This window comes from Streptomyces sp. NPDC002867 (assembly GCF_053591895.1).
The window spans coordinates 94,927-110,624 of sequence record NZ_JBSFUR010000012.1 but is presented as its reverse complement, the minus strand read 5'-3'; the positions used below and the strand labels follow the sequence as shown (position 1 = coordinate 110,624).

11 protein-coding genes and 1 pseudogene are annotated in these 15,698 nt (G+C 70.1%); 8 read left to right on the top strand and 4 right to left on the bottom strand.

Annotated features, from left to right (window positions below):
* Positions 1-3: 3 nt before the first annotated feature.
* Positions 4-1,290 carry an NYN domain-containing protein gene (locus tag ACWD0A_RS14735; protein WP_307715975.1) on the bottom strand — a complete coding sequence of 429 codons (1,287 nt, stop codon included), beginning with the start codon at positions 1,288-1,290 and terminating at the stop codon, positions 4-6.
* Positions 1,291-1,592: 302 nt separating this feature from the next.
* On the opposite strand from ACWD0A_RS14735, the gene ACWD0A_RS14730 reads away from it, so the two are divergent.
* Positions 1,593-1,763, top strand: a complete 171-nt coding sequence (locus ACWD0A_RS14730) for a hypothetical protein (RefSeq protein WP_307715974.1) — start codon at positions 1,593-1,595, stop codon at positions 1,761-1,763.
* Between the two features lie 105 nt (positions 1,764-1,868).
* Here the strand turns inward: ACWD0A_RS14730 and dnaE are convergent, their stop codons facing one another.
* Positions 1,869-5,408 carry a DNA polymerase III subunit alpha gene (gene dnaE / locus ACWD0A_RS14725; RefSeq protein ID WP_451298020.1) on the bottom strand — a complete coding sequence of 1,180 codons (3,540 nt, stop codon included), beginning with the start codon at positions 5,406-5,408 and terminating at the stop codon, positions 1,869-1,871.
* Positions 5,409-5,586: 178 nt separating this feature from the next.
* Here dnaE and ACWD0A_RS14720 point away from each other — a divergent pair, with 178 nt between their 5' ends.
* The 5 genes from ACWD0A_RS14720 (at position 5,587) to ACWD0A_RS14700 (ending at position 11,585) form a co-directional block, all read left to right on the top strand.
* Positions 5,587-6,921, top strand: a complete 1,335-nt coding sequence (locus ACWD0A_RS14720; protein ID WP_451298018.1) for a DUF2252 domain-containing protein — start codon at positions 5,587-5,589, stop codon at positions 6,919-6,921.
* Positions 6,922-6,958: 37 nt separating this feature from the next.
* A complete protein-coding gene (locus tag ACWD0A_RS14715; protein ID WP_451298016.1) occupies positions 6,959-7,651 on the top strand; it encodes a hypothetical protein in 693 nt (230 codons plus the stop codon).
* A 65-nt stretch (positions 7,652-7,716) separates the two neighbouring features.
* Positions 7,717-8,532, top strand: a complete 816-nt coding sequence (locus tag ACWD0A_RS14710; protein WP_451298014.1) for a thioredoxin domain-containing protein — start codon at positions 7,717-7,719, stop codon at positions 8,530-8,532.
* Positions 8,533-8,634: 102 nt separating this feature from the next.
* Positions 8,635-10,281, top strand: a complete 1,647-nt coding sequence (locus tag ACWD0A_RS14705; RefSeq protein WP_451298012.1) for an alkaline phosphatase D family protein — start codon at positions 8,635-8,637, stop codon at positions 10,279-10,281.
* Positions 10,282-10,577: 296 nt separating this feature from the next.
* Positions 10,578-11,585: a zinc metalloprotease gene (locus ACWD0A_RS14700; RefSeq protein ID WP_451298010.1), complete on the top strand. Its 1,008-nt coding sequence runs from the start codon at positions 10,578-10,580 to the stop codon at positions 11,583-11,585.
* Between the two features lie 85 nt (positions 11,586-11,670).
* On the opposite strand, the pseudogene ACWD0A_RS14695 reads toward ACWD0A_RS14700, so the two are convergent.
* Positions 11,671-12,241 (bottom strand): annotated as a pseudogene (locus ACWD0A_RS14695) (dienelactone hydrolase family protein).
* 45 nt (positions 12,242-12,286) lie between these two features.
* On the opposite strand from ACWD0A_RS14695, the gene ACWD0A_RS14690 reads away from it, so the two are divergent.
* Both ACWD0A_RS14690 and ACWD0A_RS14685 read left to right on the top strand, forming a co-directional pair.
* Positions 12,287-13,414 (top strand): mechanosensitive ion channel family protein, encoded by a 1,128-nt coding sequence (locus ACWD0A_RS14690; RefSeq protein WP_451298008.1) that lies wholly within the window; start codon positions 12,287-12,289, stop codon positions 13,412-13,414.
* Between the two features lie 67 nt (positions 13,415-13,481).
* Positions 13,482-14,000: an SAM-dependent methyltransferase gene (locus ACWD0A_RS14685; protein ID WP_451298006.1), complete on the top strand. Its 519-nt coding sequence runs from the start codon at positions 13,482-13,484 to the stop codon at positions 13,998-14,000.
* 31 nt (positions 14,001-14,031) lie between these two features.
* Here ACWD0A_RS14685 and ACWD0A_RS14680 read toward each other — a convergent pair whose 3' ends face one another.
* Positions 14,032-15,618, bottom strand: a complete 1,587-nt coding sequence (locus ACWD0A_RS14680) for a Na+/H+ antiporter (protein WP_451298004.1) — start codon at positions 15,616-15,618, stop codon at positions 14,032-14,034.
* Positions 15,619-15,698 lie beyond the last annotated feature (80 nt).

The following is a 15,698-nucleotide window of genomic DNA, read 5'->3' as shown; positions in this document are numbered from 1 at the left end:
AGACTACGGGGTCCGGCCGCCCCGGATGCCCTCGGGCCCCGACTGCTCCCCCGTCGGGGCGTGCTCGGCGGCCGTTCTCACGTCGATCTCGCGCCAGAATCCCGCGCGGATGGCATAGCGGTCGTGCTCGTCGATCTGGTCGTCCTTGTGGGCGAGAAGTCCGAAACGCGCGGCGTAGCGCAGCAGTTCACCGTCGATGCGGTGCGGGATGCGCGGGTACATGCTGGACAGGTTCTGCACGTGGCCCGCCTCGGGCAGCCGCTCCATCCAGCGGCGCGCGAAGACCTGGCCCACTTCGAAGGGGTCGCCGCCGACGGTGGTGATGTCCTCCTCGCGGTCGGCCCAGCGCTGCTCGGCACTGGTGAGCTGGGCGAGGGTGGGCAGGGACGCGCTCTCGGGCGGCTCGCCGAGGGCTCCCTGGCCGGAGCGGTCGATCCAGCCCTTGTCGGAGGACCAGCGCAGGGTGGCGTTCGCGGGGGTGGCCGGCGCGTGGTGCAGGCCGGGGGCGCGCAGTCCGGCGAGGTCCTTGGGCGTGGGCACGCCCTTGGAGGGGGCGGGTGCGGATGCGGTGCCGGTGGCGGCGTCGGCGGACGCGGTCGGTGTGCCGTTGCGTGGGGTGGTGTCGGCCGCGCGCTCGTCGGAGGCGGCGAGCGCCGACTCGGGCAGCGGCGCGGACAGGATGGCGGCGATCTCGGGGCGGGGCACGGGGGCCGGGGCGCAGATGCCGCTCAGCTCCTTGGCCCGTACGGCGCGGGTGATCCAGGCCCGGTCGAGAACGCGGCGTTCGTCGGCCTCGGCGACGAGGTCCTCGGACTGGTTGTAGTCGCCGTCGGCGGCCTGGACGGCCCACAGGTGGACGGCGACGCCGTGTTCCTTCGCGGACATCAGACCGGGCAGGAGGTCGCCGTCGCCGGTGACAAGCACCACGTCGGAGCAGGCGCGGTTCCTGGCCAGTTCGGTGAGTTCGGCGTGCATGGCCGCGTCGACGCCCTTCTGCGCCCAGCGGCCGTCGCTGCGGGTCAGGGCGCCCAGCCGGACGGTGACGCGCGGCATCACGCGCAGCCTGCGGTGCTCGGGCTGGGGCACCCGGTCGGGGGCGCCGTCGAACCAGTAGATGCGGAGCAGCGGGCGTTCGGTGTCGGCCTCGGCGAGGTCGCGCAGGCCTTGGATGAGGGCGGAATGATCGACGGTGATCCGCGACCGCGCCGGTTCTCCCGCGAGAAGGCTCGCGGCGGCGCCCAGCAGATATCCGGCGTCCACCAGGACGACGCAGCGGTCCACGCGTTCCACCCTCTTTCGGGGACTCTTTCGGCGACGTTCCGGAGCCCTTCCGCGATCACCGCTTGTGCGGTGGCCATCGGGAACTCGGAGGTCGGGAAAGGTCCGGATCAGGGATTGTTCCGGGTTTCCTTCGAGTCTGCCCGACTGCCGCAGGGTTGACGGCCGGAACTCGATCATCGGCGTGGCGGATCGGGCGAGTCCAGGACTCCGGCGGGCGATTACGGTCCGCAATGATCCAAAATGCGCGGGTTGTTCGGCTATGTGAGCCTGACAGCGGCCCTGGCCCCTAGAACCCACAGGAGGCACCCACCATGGCCAAGAACAAGAACCGTGAGCGCAGTCAGAAGTCCTCGCCGGCGGAGCGCGGCCACCAGGAGGCCACCAAGTCGTCCATGGAGGCGCAGGCCGAGCAGCGCGCGGCGCAGGTCACGCCGTCCGATGTCGCCCACAAGGGACGGCAGAAGCGCTTCGGCCACAACTGACGGACTTGATGGGCAGAAGGGGCGCGCCCCTGACGACGGGCGCGCCCCTTCTGCGTGCCGGCAGGCGGCTGAGGGGGTGTCCGGCGGATCTTGGCCGGACACCCCCTAGCCGGCCAGGCAGGACGGGCCGAGCAGCACCTTGAGGTCGCCGAACAGGGCGGGATCGGGCTGGACCCGGTGCCGGTCGAGCCGGAGCACCGTGGTCTTGCGCGGACCCTGGAGCTTGATCCGCACCTCGGTGTTGCCCTTGTGGTGGCTGAGGATCTCGCCGAGGCGGCTGACCATGGGCGGGGTGACCTTGACGGTCGGGATGGTCAGGACGACCGGCGCGTTGGTCCCGGCCGACGACAGGTCGGGGACCATCAGCTCCATGGCGACGAGCCGCGGGACGTCCTCCCGCTTGTCGAGCCGCCCCTTGACGAAGACCACGGTGTCCTCGACGAGCTGCGTGGACACGAGCTGGTACGTCGCCGGGAAGAACATGCACTCGATGGAGCCGGCGAGGTCCTCGACGGTGGCGATCGCCCAGGCGTTGCCCTGCTTGGTCATCTTGCGCTGCAGACCGGAGATGATGCCGCCGATGGTGACGACCGCGCCGTCCGCGTGCTCGCCGCCGGTCAGCTGGGAGATCGCCGCGTCCGTCTTGCCGCTGAGGACGTGCTCGATGCCGAACAGCGGGTGGTCGGAGACGTAGAGGCCGAGCATCTCCCGCTCCTGCGCGAGCAGATAGGACTTGTCCCACTCGACGTCGGAGAACTCGACGTCGAGTCCGAAGCCGGGCTCGCTGCTCTCCTCCTCGCCCATGCCGCCGAAGAGGTCGAACTGCCCCTCGGCCTCCTTGCGCTTGACCGCCACCACGTTGTCGATCATCGGCTCGTGGTGCGCGACCAGGCCCTTGCGGGTGTGGCCCATGGTGTCGAAGGCGCCGGCCTTGATGAGCGACTCGATGGTGCGCTTGTTGCAGACGACGGCCTCGACCTTGTCGAGGAAGTCGGGGAAGGAGCTGTACTTCCCCTTGGCCTTGCGGGTCTTGATGATCGACTCCACCACGTTCTGGCCGACGTTGCGCACGGCGGTGAGGCCGAAGAGGATCACGTCGTCGCCCTGGGCGGCGAAGTTGGACATCGACTCGTTGACGTTGGGCGGCAGGACCTTGATGCCCATGCGCCGGCACTCGTTCAGATAGACGGCCGACTTGTCCTTGTCGTCCTTGACCGAGGTGAGCAGAGCCGCCATGTACTCGGCGGGGTGGTTGGCCTTGAGGAACGCCGTCCAGTAGGAGACGAGTCCGTACGCGGCGGAGTGTGCCTTGTTGAAGGCGTATCCGGCGAAGGGGACCAGCACGTCCCACAGGGCCTGGATGGCCTCGTCGCTGTAGCCGTTCTTCCGGGCGCCGGCCTGGAAGATGGTGAAGTTCTTCGCCAGCTCGTCGGGCTTCTTCTTGCCCATGACGCGGCGGAGGATGTCGGCCTCGCCGAGCGAGTAACCGGCGATGATCTGGGCGGCCTTCTGGACCTGCTCCTGGTAGACGATCAGGCCGTAGGTGACGTCCAGGACCTCCCTGAGCGGCTCCTCCAGCTCCTTGTGGATCGGCGTGATCTCCTGCTGCTTGTTCTTGCGCAGGGCGTAGTTGGTGTGCGAGTTCATGCCCATCGGGCCCGGGCGGTAGAGCGCGGACACGGCGGAGATGTCTTCGAAGTTGTCGGGCTTCATCAGCCGCAGCAGGGACCGCATGGGGCCGCCGTCGAACTGGAAGACGCCGAGGGTGTCACCGCGCTGGAGCAGCTCGAAGGTCTTCGGGTCGTCGAGCGGCAGGGCGAGCAGGTCGATGTCGATGCCCTTGTTGGACTTCACCATCTTGACGGCGTCGTCCATGATCGTCAGGTTGCGCAGGCCGAGGAAGTCCATCTTCAGCAGGCCGAGCGACTCGCAGCTCGGGTAGTCCCACTGGGTGATGGTGACGCCGTCGGTGTGCCTGACCCACACAGGGACGTGCTCGGTGATGGTCTCGCTGGACATGATCACGCCGGCGGCGTGCACGCCCATCTGCCGGACCAGGCCCTCGACGCCCTTGGCGGTGTCGATGACCTTCTTCACGTCCGGCTCGTTCTCGTACATCCCGCGGATCTCGCCGGCCTCGCTGTAGCGGGGGTGCGAGGGGTCGGTGATGCCGTTGAGGTCGATGCCCTTGCCGAGGACGTCGGCGGGCATGGCCTTGGTGAGCCGGTCGCCCATCGCGTACGGGTAGCCCAGCACGCGGGCGGAGTCCTTGATCGCGTTCTTCGCCTTGATCTTGCCGTACGTGCCGATCATGGCGACCTTGTCGGCGCCGTACTTCTCGGTCACGTACCTGATCACCTCGACGCGCCTGCGCTCGTCGAAGTCGATGTCGACATCGGGCATGGAGACGCGCTCGGGGTTGAGGAAGCGCTCGAAGATCAGACCGTGCGGGATGGGGTCGAGGTCGGTGATGCCCATGGCGTACGCGACGATCGAACCGGCCGCGGATCCTCGGCCCGGGCCCACCGCGATGCCCTGGTTCTTGGCCCACATGATGAAGTCGGCGACGACGAGGAAGTACCCCGGGAACCCCATCTGGATGATGACGTCCATCTCGTACTCCGCCTGGCGCCGGCGGTCCTCGGGGATGCCGTCCGGGAAGCGGCGGTGCATGCCGCGCTGGACTTCCTCCTTGAACCAGGTGACCTCGGTGTGGCCCTCGGGGATGTCGAACTTCGGCATGAGGTCGCGCTTCTCGAACATGCCGGTGGTGTCGACCTGCTCGGCCACCAGGAGGGTGTTGCGGCAGCCCTCCTGCCAGGCGTCCGAGGAGTCGATCGCGTACATCTCGTCGGTCGACTTCAGGTAGTAGCCGGTGCCGTCGAACTTGAAGCGGTCGGGATCCGAGAGGTTCTTGCCGGTCTGGATGCACAGCAGCGCGTCATGGGCGCCGGCCTCGTGGGCATACGTGTAGTGCGAGTCGTTGGTGACCAGCGGCGGGATGCCGAGCTTCTTGCCGATCTCCAGCAGTCCGTCGCGGACGCGGCGCTCGATCTCGATGCCGTGGTCCATCAGCTCCAGGAAGTACCGGTCCTTGCCGAAGATGTCCTGGTACTCGGAGGCGGACTTGAGGGCCTCGTCGAACTGGCCGAGGCGCAGCCGGGTCTGGAGCTCTCCGGAGGGGCAGCCGGTGGAGGCGATCAGGCCCTCGGACCACTGGGAGATGGTCTCCTTGTCCATACGCGGCCACTTCTGCAGCCAGCCCTCCGCGTACGCGTCGGAGGAGAGGCGGAAGAGGTTGTGCAGGCCCGTCGCGCTCGCCGCCCAGATGGTCTTGTGGGTGTAACCACCGGAACCGGAGACGTCGTCCCGCTTCTGGTGCGGCTGGCCCCAGAGGATCTTGCGCTTGTTCCGCCGGGACTCGGGGGCGACATAGGCCTCGATGCCGATGATCGGGGTGACCCCGGCCTTCTTCGCGGAGTGGAAGAAGTCGTACGCCCCGTGGAGGTTGCCGTGGTCGGACATGGCGATGTGGGTCATGCCCATCTCGTTGCACGCGTCGAACATGTCCTTGAGCCGCGCGGCACCGTCCAGCAGCGAGTACTGGGTGTGGACGTGGAGGTGCGTGAAGGGCGGCTTGGTCACGGTGGCGGGCCTCCGGGCTGCAGTCTTCTGGGGGGCGGCCCCCAGACCCCCGCTTCGGGGGACAGCGTGGAAGTCTACGTCGCGGGACTGACACTTCGCGGGCACTCCTGCGTACCGTCATGCGTTGGACGGGGCGGAAAAGCTGTCCCGTTTGTCATGCACCAGGAGGCACTCCGCGATGCCGGTCCCGCAGCCCACCGCCGAGCAGCGCGGCGAGGAGATCCTCGCCGTCTTCGACACCGCTTTCGGCGAGCTCCTGGCCGCCGACCCGGCCGCCTTCAAGGTCAAGTTCCGCAAGATGGCGGCCTCCGCCTTCGCGTTCTACCGGGGCACGGCCTGCCTGTTCTACAGCGACCTCGAGAGCGAGCGGCACGGCGGGCCCTTCCTGGACGAGCGCACCGGCCGGGTGTGGATCCACGGCGATCTCCACGCGGAGAACTTCGGCACCTACATGGACGCCAACGGCCGCCTGATCTTCAACGTCAACGACTTCGACGAGGCCTATGTCGGCCCCTTCACCTGGGACCTCAAGCGCCTGGCCGCCTCGCTCGCCCTGATCGGCTACACCAAGGCGCTCGGCGACGAGCAGATCACCGACCTCGTGCGGATCTGTGCCGCCGCCTACCGCGAGCGCATCCACGCCCTCGCGACCGGCGCGAAGACCGAAGAGGTCCCGCCCTTCACCCTCGACACCGCCGAAGGTCCCCTGCTCGGGGCGCTGCGCACGGCGCGCTCGCTCACCCGGTTCTCGCTTCTGGACTCGATGACGGAGATCCGCGACTTCGAGCGCCGGTTCGCCGCGGGCGGCGGCTCGATCGAGCTGGACGCGGCCATGAGGTACAAGGTGCTCGCCGCCTTCGACGGCTACCTGGAGACGCTGCCGGAGTCGAGCCTGACCCGGCCCGACTCCTACCGGGTCAAGGACGTGGTGGGCCGGCGCGGCATCGGCATCGGCTCGGCCGGCCTCCCGTCGTACAACATCCTCCTGGAGGGCAACAGCGACGCCCTGGAGAACGATGTCGTGATCTACATGAAGCAGGCGCAGACGCCGGCCGTCTCCCGGCACATCACCGACCCCGCCGTCCGCGGCTACTTCCAGCACGAGGGCCACCGCACGGTGATCTCGCAGCGCGCGCTCCAGGACCACGCCGACCCGTGGCTGGGCTGGACGGAGCTGGGCGGCTCCGGCCAGCTGGTCGCCGAGGTCTCTCCGTACGCGGTGGACCTGGACTGGTCGGACATCGACGACCCGGCGGAGATCGCCGCCGTCGTCGCCGATCTCGGCCGGGCGACGGCGACGATGCACGCGGCGGCGGACGACGAGAGCGGGCACTCGCTGGTGCCGTTCTCCACCGAGCGCGCCATCGACGCGGCGATCGCGGCGGACGAGGACGGCTTCGGCGACCTGCTCGTCTCCTTCGCGCACGACTACGGCGCCCGGGCACGCGCCGACCACCAGATCTTCGTGGACCTGTTCCGCAACGGCAGGATTCCTGGCCTGCGGGCTCTTTAGGGATCTCTTACAGCAGGGCGTGGCACACTCACCGGCGATGGACATATCAGGGACGCGGCTCAGAGCGCTGCGGGCGGCGGTCTTCACGGCACTGGTCGTGACGCTGTCCGCCGCTTCCCATGTGCTGCTCTCGCGGGCCCCGCTGCCGCTGGCCACCGTCGCCGTGCTCGCGGCCGCCGTCTTCGCCGTCGCCTACGCGCTGTCGGGCGAGGAGCGCGGTTTCGGGCGGATCGCCGCTCTGCTGATCCCGCTGGAGCTGGCCGCCGACACGGTCTTCACCGCGGGCCAGCACGCGTGTTACGGAGCTGCCGGCGGCCCGGTCACCGGGTCGCTGCGCTCGGTCGGCCTCGACGTGCTGTGCGGCGGCAGCGTCGGCGCCCGGCTGCCGGGCGTCGCGCCGGGCGCGGAGGCAGGCGGCCTCGGCGGCGTGCTGGACTCGCCCGACCCCGCCGTGCCCTGGCTGCTGCTCGCCGCCCATGTCTCGGTGGGGCTGCTCGCCGCGGCCTGGCTGCGGCGGGGCGAGGCGGCGCTCGCCGCCCTGCTGCGCTCGGTGGGGACCTTCGCCTTCCGCCCGCTGCTGCTCGCGGCCGCCGCGCTGTGCGGCACCGAGGGCGCTCCGCGCACGACGGGCCGCCGGGGGCACCGCGAGCCCCGCTCCTCCCGTGCGCGCCTGCTGGTGCACTCCGTCGGACGGAGGGGACCCCCGCGTCCGGTCGCGCTCTGCGCGTGAACCGCGCTCTGCGCGCCCGGCCGGAAGTCCCTGTGCCACCCCCCGTCCCCATGGAGTGAATGATCATGAGCAAGCGCAACAGCCAGGCCAACAAGGCGGCGGCCCGTGAGCGGCTGCGTCTGGAGCGCGAGCGCCAGGCCAGGAAGGACAAGCTGCGCCGGCAGCTGATCGTCGCCGGCACGGGCGTGCTGGTCCTGGCGATCGCCGGCGGTGTCGGCTTCGGCATCATGCAGGCCAACAAGCCGTCCCACTGGGAGGCGGCCGCCGACGCGACCAGCGTCACCGCCCCGAAGAACACCGAGGGCAAGGACGGCACGAGTGTCGTCATCGGCAAGGCGGACGCGAAGAAGACGCTGGAGCTGTACGAGGACTCCCGCTGCCCGGTCTGTGCGGTGTTCGAGCAGGCCGTGGGCGAGACGGTCGACAAGGACGTCGAGGCCGGGAAGTACAAGATCAAGTACGTCGGCGCCACGTTCATCGACAAGGCCGACAACGGCGAGGGGTCGAAGAACGCGCTGAGCGCGCTTGGCGCCGCGCTCGACGTGAGCCCCGACGCCTTCATGGCGTACAAGTCGGCGCTCTACTCGGAGAAGTTCCACCCCGAGGAGAGCGACGACAAGTTCGCCAAGGACGCGTACCTGCTCGAGGTCGCCGACTCGGTGCCCGCGCTGAAGAACAACAGCGAGTTCAGGAAGAACGTCGAGAACGGGACCTTCGACGCCTGGGCGATGAAGATGTCGAAGACGTTCGACGACAGCGGCGTGGGCGGCACGCCGACGCTGAAGATGGACGGCAAGAAGATCACTGCCGAGGGCAGCGACAACGCGCCCATGACGGTGGAGCAGTTCACCACGGCGATCGACAAGGCCCTCAAGGGCTGAGGACACCCGCGGCGGGGCCGCGGTTGACCGTTTCCGAACGGGCGGGCGAACTTTCCGAGTTCGCCCGCCCGTTCGGCGTACCGATCAGTAGTCTGATCGGCCGTGACCAGTCGCATCTCCTCAACTCCCAGTCGCCGCACGGTCGTCAAGGCCGTTGCCGCCACCGCTGTCGCCGCTCCCGCACTCGCGGTCGCAGCGGCCCCCGCCACCGCGGCGGACCAGACCCCCTCCTTCCTCCACGGCGTCGCGTCCGGCGACCCGCTGCCCGACGGCGTCCTGCTGTGGACGCGGGTCACGCCGAGCGCGGACGCCGTGCCCGGCTCCGGCAGGGGCGCGGACACGCGGGTGGACTGGGAGGTCGCGGAGGACAGGGGCTTCGGGCGGGTCGTCGCCCGGGGCAGCGACACCTCGCGGGCCGCCTCGGACCACACCGTCAAGGCGGACGTCCGCGGTCTGCGTCCGGCGAGCACCTACTGGTTCCGGTTCAGGGCCGGTTCCGCCGTCTCCCCGGTCGGCCGCACGCGTACGGCCCCGGCCGCCGGCGCCGCCGCGGCCGGTGTGCGCTTCGGCGTGGTCTCGTGCGCCAACTGGGAGGCCGGCTGGTTCTCCGCGTACCGCCATCTCGCCGCCCGTCCGGACCTCGACGCGGTACTGCATCTCGGCGACTACATCTACGAGTACGCCACGGGCGGCTACCCGGCCGAGGAGTACGTCGTGCGGCGGCACGAGCCGGGACACGAGATCACCGGCCTCGCCGACTACCGCCTGCGGCATGCCACCTACAAGACGGACGCCGATCTGCAGGCGCTGCACGCCGCGCATCCGGTGATCGCGATATGGGACGACCACGAGTTCGCCAACGACACCTGGTCGGGCGGTGCGGAGAACCACACGCCGGGCGCCGAGGGCGCGTGGGCGGAGCGGGTGGCGGCGGCCAAGCAGGCCTACTTCGAGTGGATGCCGGTGCGCGCGTCGACCGAGGGCACCGTGTACCGCAGGCTGCGTTTCGGCAAGCTGGCCGATCTGCACCTGCTGGACCTGCGCTCGTTCCGCTCGCAGCAGTCGGGCATCGGTGACGGCGATGTGGACGACCCGGACCGCACGATCACCGGCCGGGCCCAGCTGGACTGGCTGAAGGCGGGCCTGGCGTCCTCCGACGCCTCCTGGAAGCTGGTCGGCACCTCGGTGATGATCTCGCCGGTCGCCTTCGGCTCCCTGCCGGCGCATCTGCTCGGGCCGCTCGCCGAGCTGCTGGGGCTGCCGCAGGAAGGGCTGGCGGTCAACGTCGACCAGTGGGACGGCTACACGGACGACCGCAAGGAGCTGCTGGCCCACCTGACGCAGCGCAGCATCCGGAACACCGTGTTCCTCACGGGCGACATCCACATGGCCTGGGCCAACGACGTGCCGGTCAGGGCCGCCACGTACCCGTTGTCCGCGTCCGCGGCGACCGAGTTCGTGGTGACGTCGGTGACCTCCGACAACCTGGACGACATCCTCCATGTGGCGCCGGGCACGGTCTCGCTGGTCGCGCAGGCCGCGATCCGGGCGGCCAACCGCCATGTGAAGTGGGTGGACATGGACGCGCACGGCTACGGGGTCCTGGACGTGACCGCCGAGCGGACGCAGATGGACTACTACACCATCTCGGACCGGACGAACCGTGACGCAACGTCGTCGTGGTCGCGCTCCTACCGCACCCTCAGCGGAACACAGAAGGTCGAGCGCGTGAATCAGCCGGTGCGCTGACGTAGACGAGGGGCTATTTTCAGCCACTCGTCACACGGTTAACAGAAGATCACATCACTACGACGGGTGGTGAGTTCCGCACCCATGAATGCGGACACACCACCCGTCGTCGTCACGCACTTCGTTACGCGCCGATCTCGCAGGCCGGACATGGCCGAAACTTTTCTCCCCGATGTCCGTAATAGCTCAACGATTGATTGGGCTTGATCGATCCTCATCAAGATCTGACATGCACCCGTAATCTCCCCGCGGTGGCCAGGAAAGGCCCCCTCTACAACCCCCCGCGAGGAGACGTCATGCGTGCTCTTGCCCGTATATCCCCCCGTCTGCGCCACCGCGCAGTCGGTACGGCGATCATGGCCGGAACCCTGGCCATCGCGCCGCTCTCCGCCCCCGGCAGCGTCGCCGCCCCCAAGTCCGCCGTCACCGCCGCCACTTCCGCCGAGGAGTGCGTCGAGGGCACGCACGAGCACGAGAGCGCCACGGCCCGCGAGACGCGTCCCGGCGCCGGCCACGTCAACGAGCCCAACGAGGTCACCGAGGCCAAGGCGAAGGCCATGGACGCGGACCTGAAGAAGAGACTGGAAGAGGCGCGCACGAACGCCCGCGGCCTGTCCACCGCCGCCGCGGTGAACATCCCGGTCTACTTCCACGTCATCCACGACGGCGACAAGGGCAAGCTGACGAGCGCCCAGATCAGCAGCCAGATGGCGGTCCTCAACTCGGCGTTCGCCGGGCAGGGCACCGGAAACGTCGACTCGGGCTTCCAGTTCACGCTGGCCGGCACCGACTACTCGAACAACCCGGCCTGGTACAACCTGGCCTCCGGCTCCACATCCGAGAAGGAGATGAAGTCCACCCTCCGCCGGGGCGGCGCCGGCGCGCTCAACTTCTACACCGCCAACCTCAGCGGCGGCCTGCTCGGCTGGGCGACCTTCCCGACCTCGTACAGCTCCAACCCCTCGATGGACGGTGTGGTCGTCCTCGACGCCTCGCTGCCCGGCGGCACCGCCGCCAACTACGACGAGGGCGACACCGCCACCCACGAGGTCGGCCACTGGATGGGCCTCTACCACACCTTCCAGGGCGGCTGCAACGGCAACGGCGACTACGTGAGCGACACCCCGGCCGAGAAGAGCGCCGCGTACCAGTGCCCGACCGGCCGTGACACCTGCGCCAGCAAGCCCGGCGTGGACCCGATCCACAACTTCATGGACTACACGTACGACGCGTGCATGTATCAGTTCACCTCGGGCCAGGTGCAGCGCATGAAGGACCACTGGACGGCGTACCGCGCCGGCTGACACGTCTCGCGCACGGGCACGGTGCGGCGGGTCCGCGGCACCGTGCCCGACGCCGGGTCAGGTCAGGCCAGGTCGGGTCAGGTCATCAGAGTGTGTCGAGGAAGCCGCAGAGCGGTCCGCCAGGTCCGCTCTGCGGCTTCCTCGTCGTAGTCGGGCAGATCGGGGTCCGTGTACAGGTGGCCCGCGCCCGCGTAGCGGTGGATCTCCACGTCCGCGCCCGCCCGCCGCATCTGCAGGTACCAGGTGTTCAGCCAGTCGTCGGGCTCGAAGGGATCGGGGTCCGCGACGTGCAGTTGGACGGGCAGGCCGTCCGCCGACGCGCCCTCCGCGATGTCGGAGGTGCCGTGGAGCAACAGCAGCCCGCGCGCCTTCTCGTCGCCCAGCGCGAGGTTCTGCGCGATCGCGCCGCCGAGTGAGAAGCCGGCGTAGACCAGCCCCTGGTCGGAATGGGGCGCGGCGGCGTGGATCGCCCGCCGCAGCAGCTCGTCCGTGCCGATCCTCTCCCTGAGCTCCCTGCCCTCCTCCACGGTCTCGGCGGTTTGCCCGTCGAACAGGTCGGGCACGCGAACCTCGTGCCCGGCCGCACGCAGCCGGTCGGCGGCCGCGTGCACCGCCGCGCGCAGACCGAAGGTCGAATGGAAAAGGATGATGTTCATCCGGCCATCCTCCCAGCCGCCTTCAGCCTCACGGAGTCAGGAGACATGGAGAACGTACTGCGCCCGTTGACCGTCGTCGGCGGATCGGTGGTGCTGACGCTGCTCGTCGGCTGGGCCGTCGACCGGCTGCTGCGCCGCGTGGACGACCGCCACCCCGAGACCCCGCTGTGGGGCATGCTGCGCCGCTGCCGCCTGCCGTTGCAGGTCGTGCTCCTCGGAGGACTGCTGCGCGCGTCGTACGGCGAGATCCACCAGCCGCTCGTACGGGACCGCAGCACGGGCATCGGGCACGTCCTGTCCCTGGTGCTGATCGGGGCCAGCGCGTGGCTGGTGACCCGGATCGTGTCGGCCGCCGTGGAGTCGACGTACGCCCGCTACGCGTCCTCGACGAGGGACCCGGCACGCGTCCGCCGCGTGCGCACGCAGGTCACGCTGATCATGCGCATCGTCACCGCGGTCGTGGCCGTCGTGGCCGTCGCCGCGATGCTTCTGACCTTCCCCGGCATGGAGAAGGTGGGCACCTCGATGCTGGCCTCCGCGGGCATCATCGGCATCGTCGCGGGCGTGGCCGCGCAGTCGACGCTCGGCAACCTGTTCGCCGGCTTCCAGATCGCGTTCGGCGACATGGTGCGCATCGGCGACACCGTGGTGGTCGACGGCGAGTGGGGGGTGGTCGAGGAGGTGACGCTCACCTTCCTGGCCGTGCGGACCTGGGACGAGCGGCGGATCACGATGCCCGTGTCGTACTTCACCAGCAAGCCGTTCGAGAACTGGTCCCGCGGCGGCGCGCAGATGACGGGCACCGTCTTCTTCCACCTGGACCACTCGGCACCGGTGGCGCTGATGCGGGAGAAGCTGCTGGAGATCCTGGAGGACTGCCCCGCCTGGGACCGCCGCGACTGGAGCCTCGCCGTCACGGACACCACGCCCAGCACGATCCAGGTGCGGGCCGTGGTGACGGCGAAGGACGCCGACGACGTCTGGACGGCCCGGTGCACGGTGCGCGAGCAGATGGTGGCCTGGCTGGGCGAGAAGCACCCGTACGCGCTGCCGCGCATCGCGACGTCGGCGGCCTCGCTGCCGCCGTCGGGCCAGTGGCCCGCGCACTCCTCCGCACCGGTGCCCGGCCCCGTCCCCGTACAGGACGACTCCCCGCGCACGGGCCGCGGCTGACGCCCCGGCCGCTGCGTCCGTGGCGCGGCGGCTGTCCCCACGGCGGGGACGTCCCTACTCTGGGCGCGTGACCTCTGTGCCGCAGCGCCTCGTCTGGGCGGTCGAACAGCTGGACGTACGGCCGGACGACCGTGTGCTCGAGATCGGCTGCGGCCCCGGCGTCGCGCTCGATCTGGTCGCCGGGCGGCTGACCACCGGCACCGTCACCGCGATCGACCGCTCGGCGCACGCCGTCGACGCGGCCCGCCGGCGCAACCGCGCGCACATCACGGACGGCCGCGCCGAGGTGCGGCAGCTCGCCCTCGCCGAACTTCCGCCCGACGGGGACCGGTTCGACAAGATCTTCGCGGTGAACGTCAACGTCTTCTGGACGTCCGCCGCCGACCGGGAAGTGGCCCTGTTGCGCGGCCTGCTGGCCCCGGGCGGCACGCTGTCGCTGTTCTACGAGCCCCCGGAGCACGGCAGGGCGCGCGAGCTGGAGGGCATTCTGCTGCCCAAGCTCACCTGGCCGGGTGCGATCACGGTGATCTCGACGGGCCGGACGGAGGGATCCACGCTGCTCGGCGTCCAGGTCACCGTGGTGTGACGAGGTCACTGCGGGCCGGCGCGGCGGCGGCTCACCGCAGACTGTGCACGTCCAGGTGCCGCAGCACCCGGTCCACGATCTCCGGGTCCGCGCCCGGTTCGTTGCGCGCCGAGAGCACCGCGTGGCGCGCGGCCGACATCATCTCCCGCTGGATGCGCCGCACCGTCGCCATCCGCTCGGCCCGCCTCGCGAACCAGTCGCGCCGCTCGTCGTCCACGATGTCCGGGCTGATCCGTGCGCCCATCTCGACGGCGCCACGGTGGAGCCGCTCGCTGACATCCTCGGGCAGGTCCTCCTCGGCCTCGATCTCCTTGAGCCGGGCCTTCGCCGCCCGCGCCGCCCGGACGGCGAGGCTGCGTTCCAGCTCGCGCTCGGCGCCGGTGTCCGCGCGCACCCCGAGCCGCCGAACCAGCCACGGCAGGGTCAGGCCCTGGCAGACCAGGGTCGCCATGATGACGGCGAACGCGATGAAGATGATCACCTCGCGCATCGGGAACCCCGTGCCGTGGTCCGTCTCCAGCGGGATCGCGAGGGCGAGGGCGACCGATGCCACACCCCGCATCCCCGCCCAGCACAGGACGACGGTCTCCCGCCAGCTGGTGGGCACGTCCTCGTCGTAGTCCCGCAGGTGGTGCATCCGTTTGGCGAGCCAGGCGGCGGGCAGCAGCCACAGCAGCCGTACGCCGACGACGACAGCGACGACCGCGGCGCTCCAGCCGAGCAGCTGCCCGAGCCGGCCGTCGGCGGTGCCGAAGACGTTGTGCAGTTCGAGGCCGATGAGCCCGAAGGCGACCCCGGTGACGAGGGTGTCGACGATCTGCCAGAACGTGCTCCCGGCCAGCCGGCCCATCACGTCGTCCGGGTCCGCGGTGCGCTCGGCGAGGAACAGCGCGGTGGTCAGGACGGCGAGGACGCCGGAACCCATCAGCTCCTCCGCCAGCACATAGCTGACGAACGGCACCATCAGCGAGAGGCCGACCTGCAGGGTCGCGTCGCCGAGCAGCCCCATCAGCTTGTCCGAGAGCCAGCCGAGCACGAGCCCCACCGCCACGGCGACCACGGCCGACAGCACCAGCTCCCCCGCCGCGACCCCCCAGGAGAACTCGCCGCTCACGGCCGCCGCGATCGCCACGTGGTAGAGCACGATGGCCGTGACGTCGTTGAACAGCCCCTCCCCCTCCATGATCGACACCAGTCGGCGCGGCAGCCCCAACGAGCCCGCGACAGCCGTGGCCGCCACGGGGTCGGGAGGTGCGACCAGCGCGCCGAGCACGACCGCCGCGGCGATCGGCAGGCCGGGGACCACGGCATGGGCGACGGCCGCGACCGCCGCGGTCGTGACGAACACGAGCGCGACGGCGAGCAGCAGGATGGGCCGGGCGTTCGCGGTGAACTGCCGCCAGGAGGTGCGCTGGACGGCCGCGTACAGCAGCGGCGGCAGCAGCAGCGGAAGGATGAGATCGGGCGGTACGTCGACGTTCGGTACGAACGGCAGCAGGGCCAGCACGATCCCGGCCAGCGTCATCAGCACCGGCGCGGGCAGCCCGAGCCGCTGTCCCAGCGGGACGGTCACCACGGCACCGAACAGCAGGGCGAACAACAGGGCCAATTGGTCCACGATGTGTCCTCCGCCGGCCTGGAACCTTGAGGATCAAGGTCTCAACCCTGACACGGGGACCGGCCGGGCCGCTTACACGG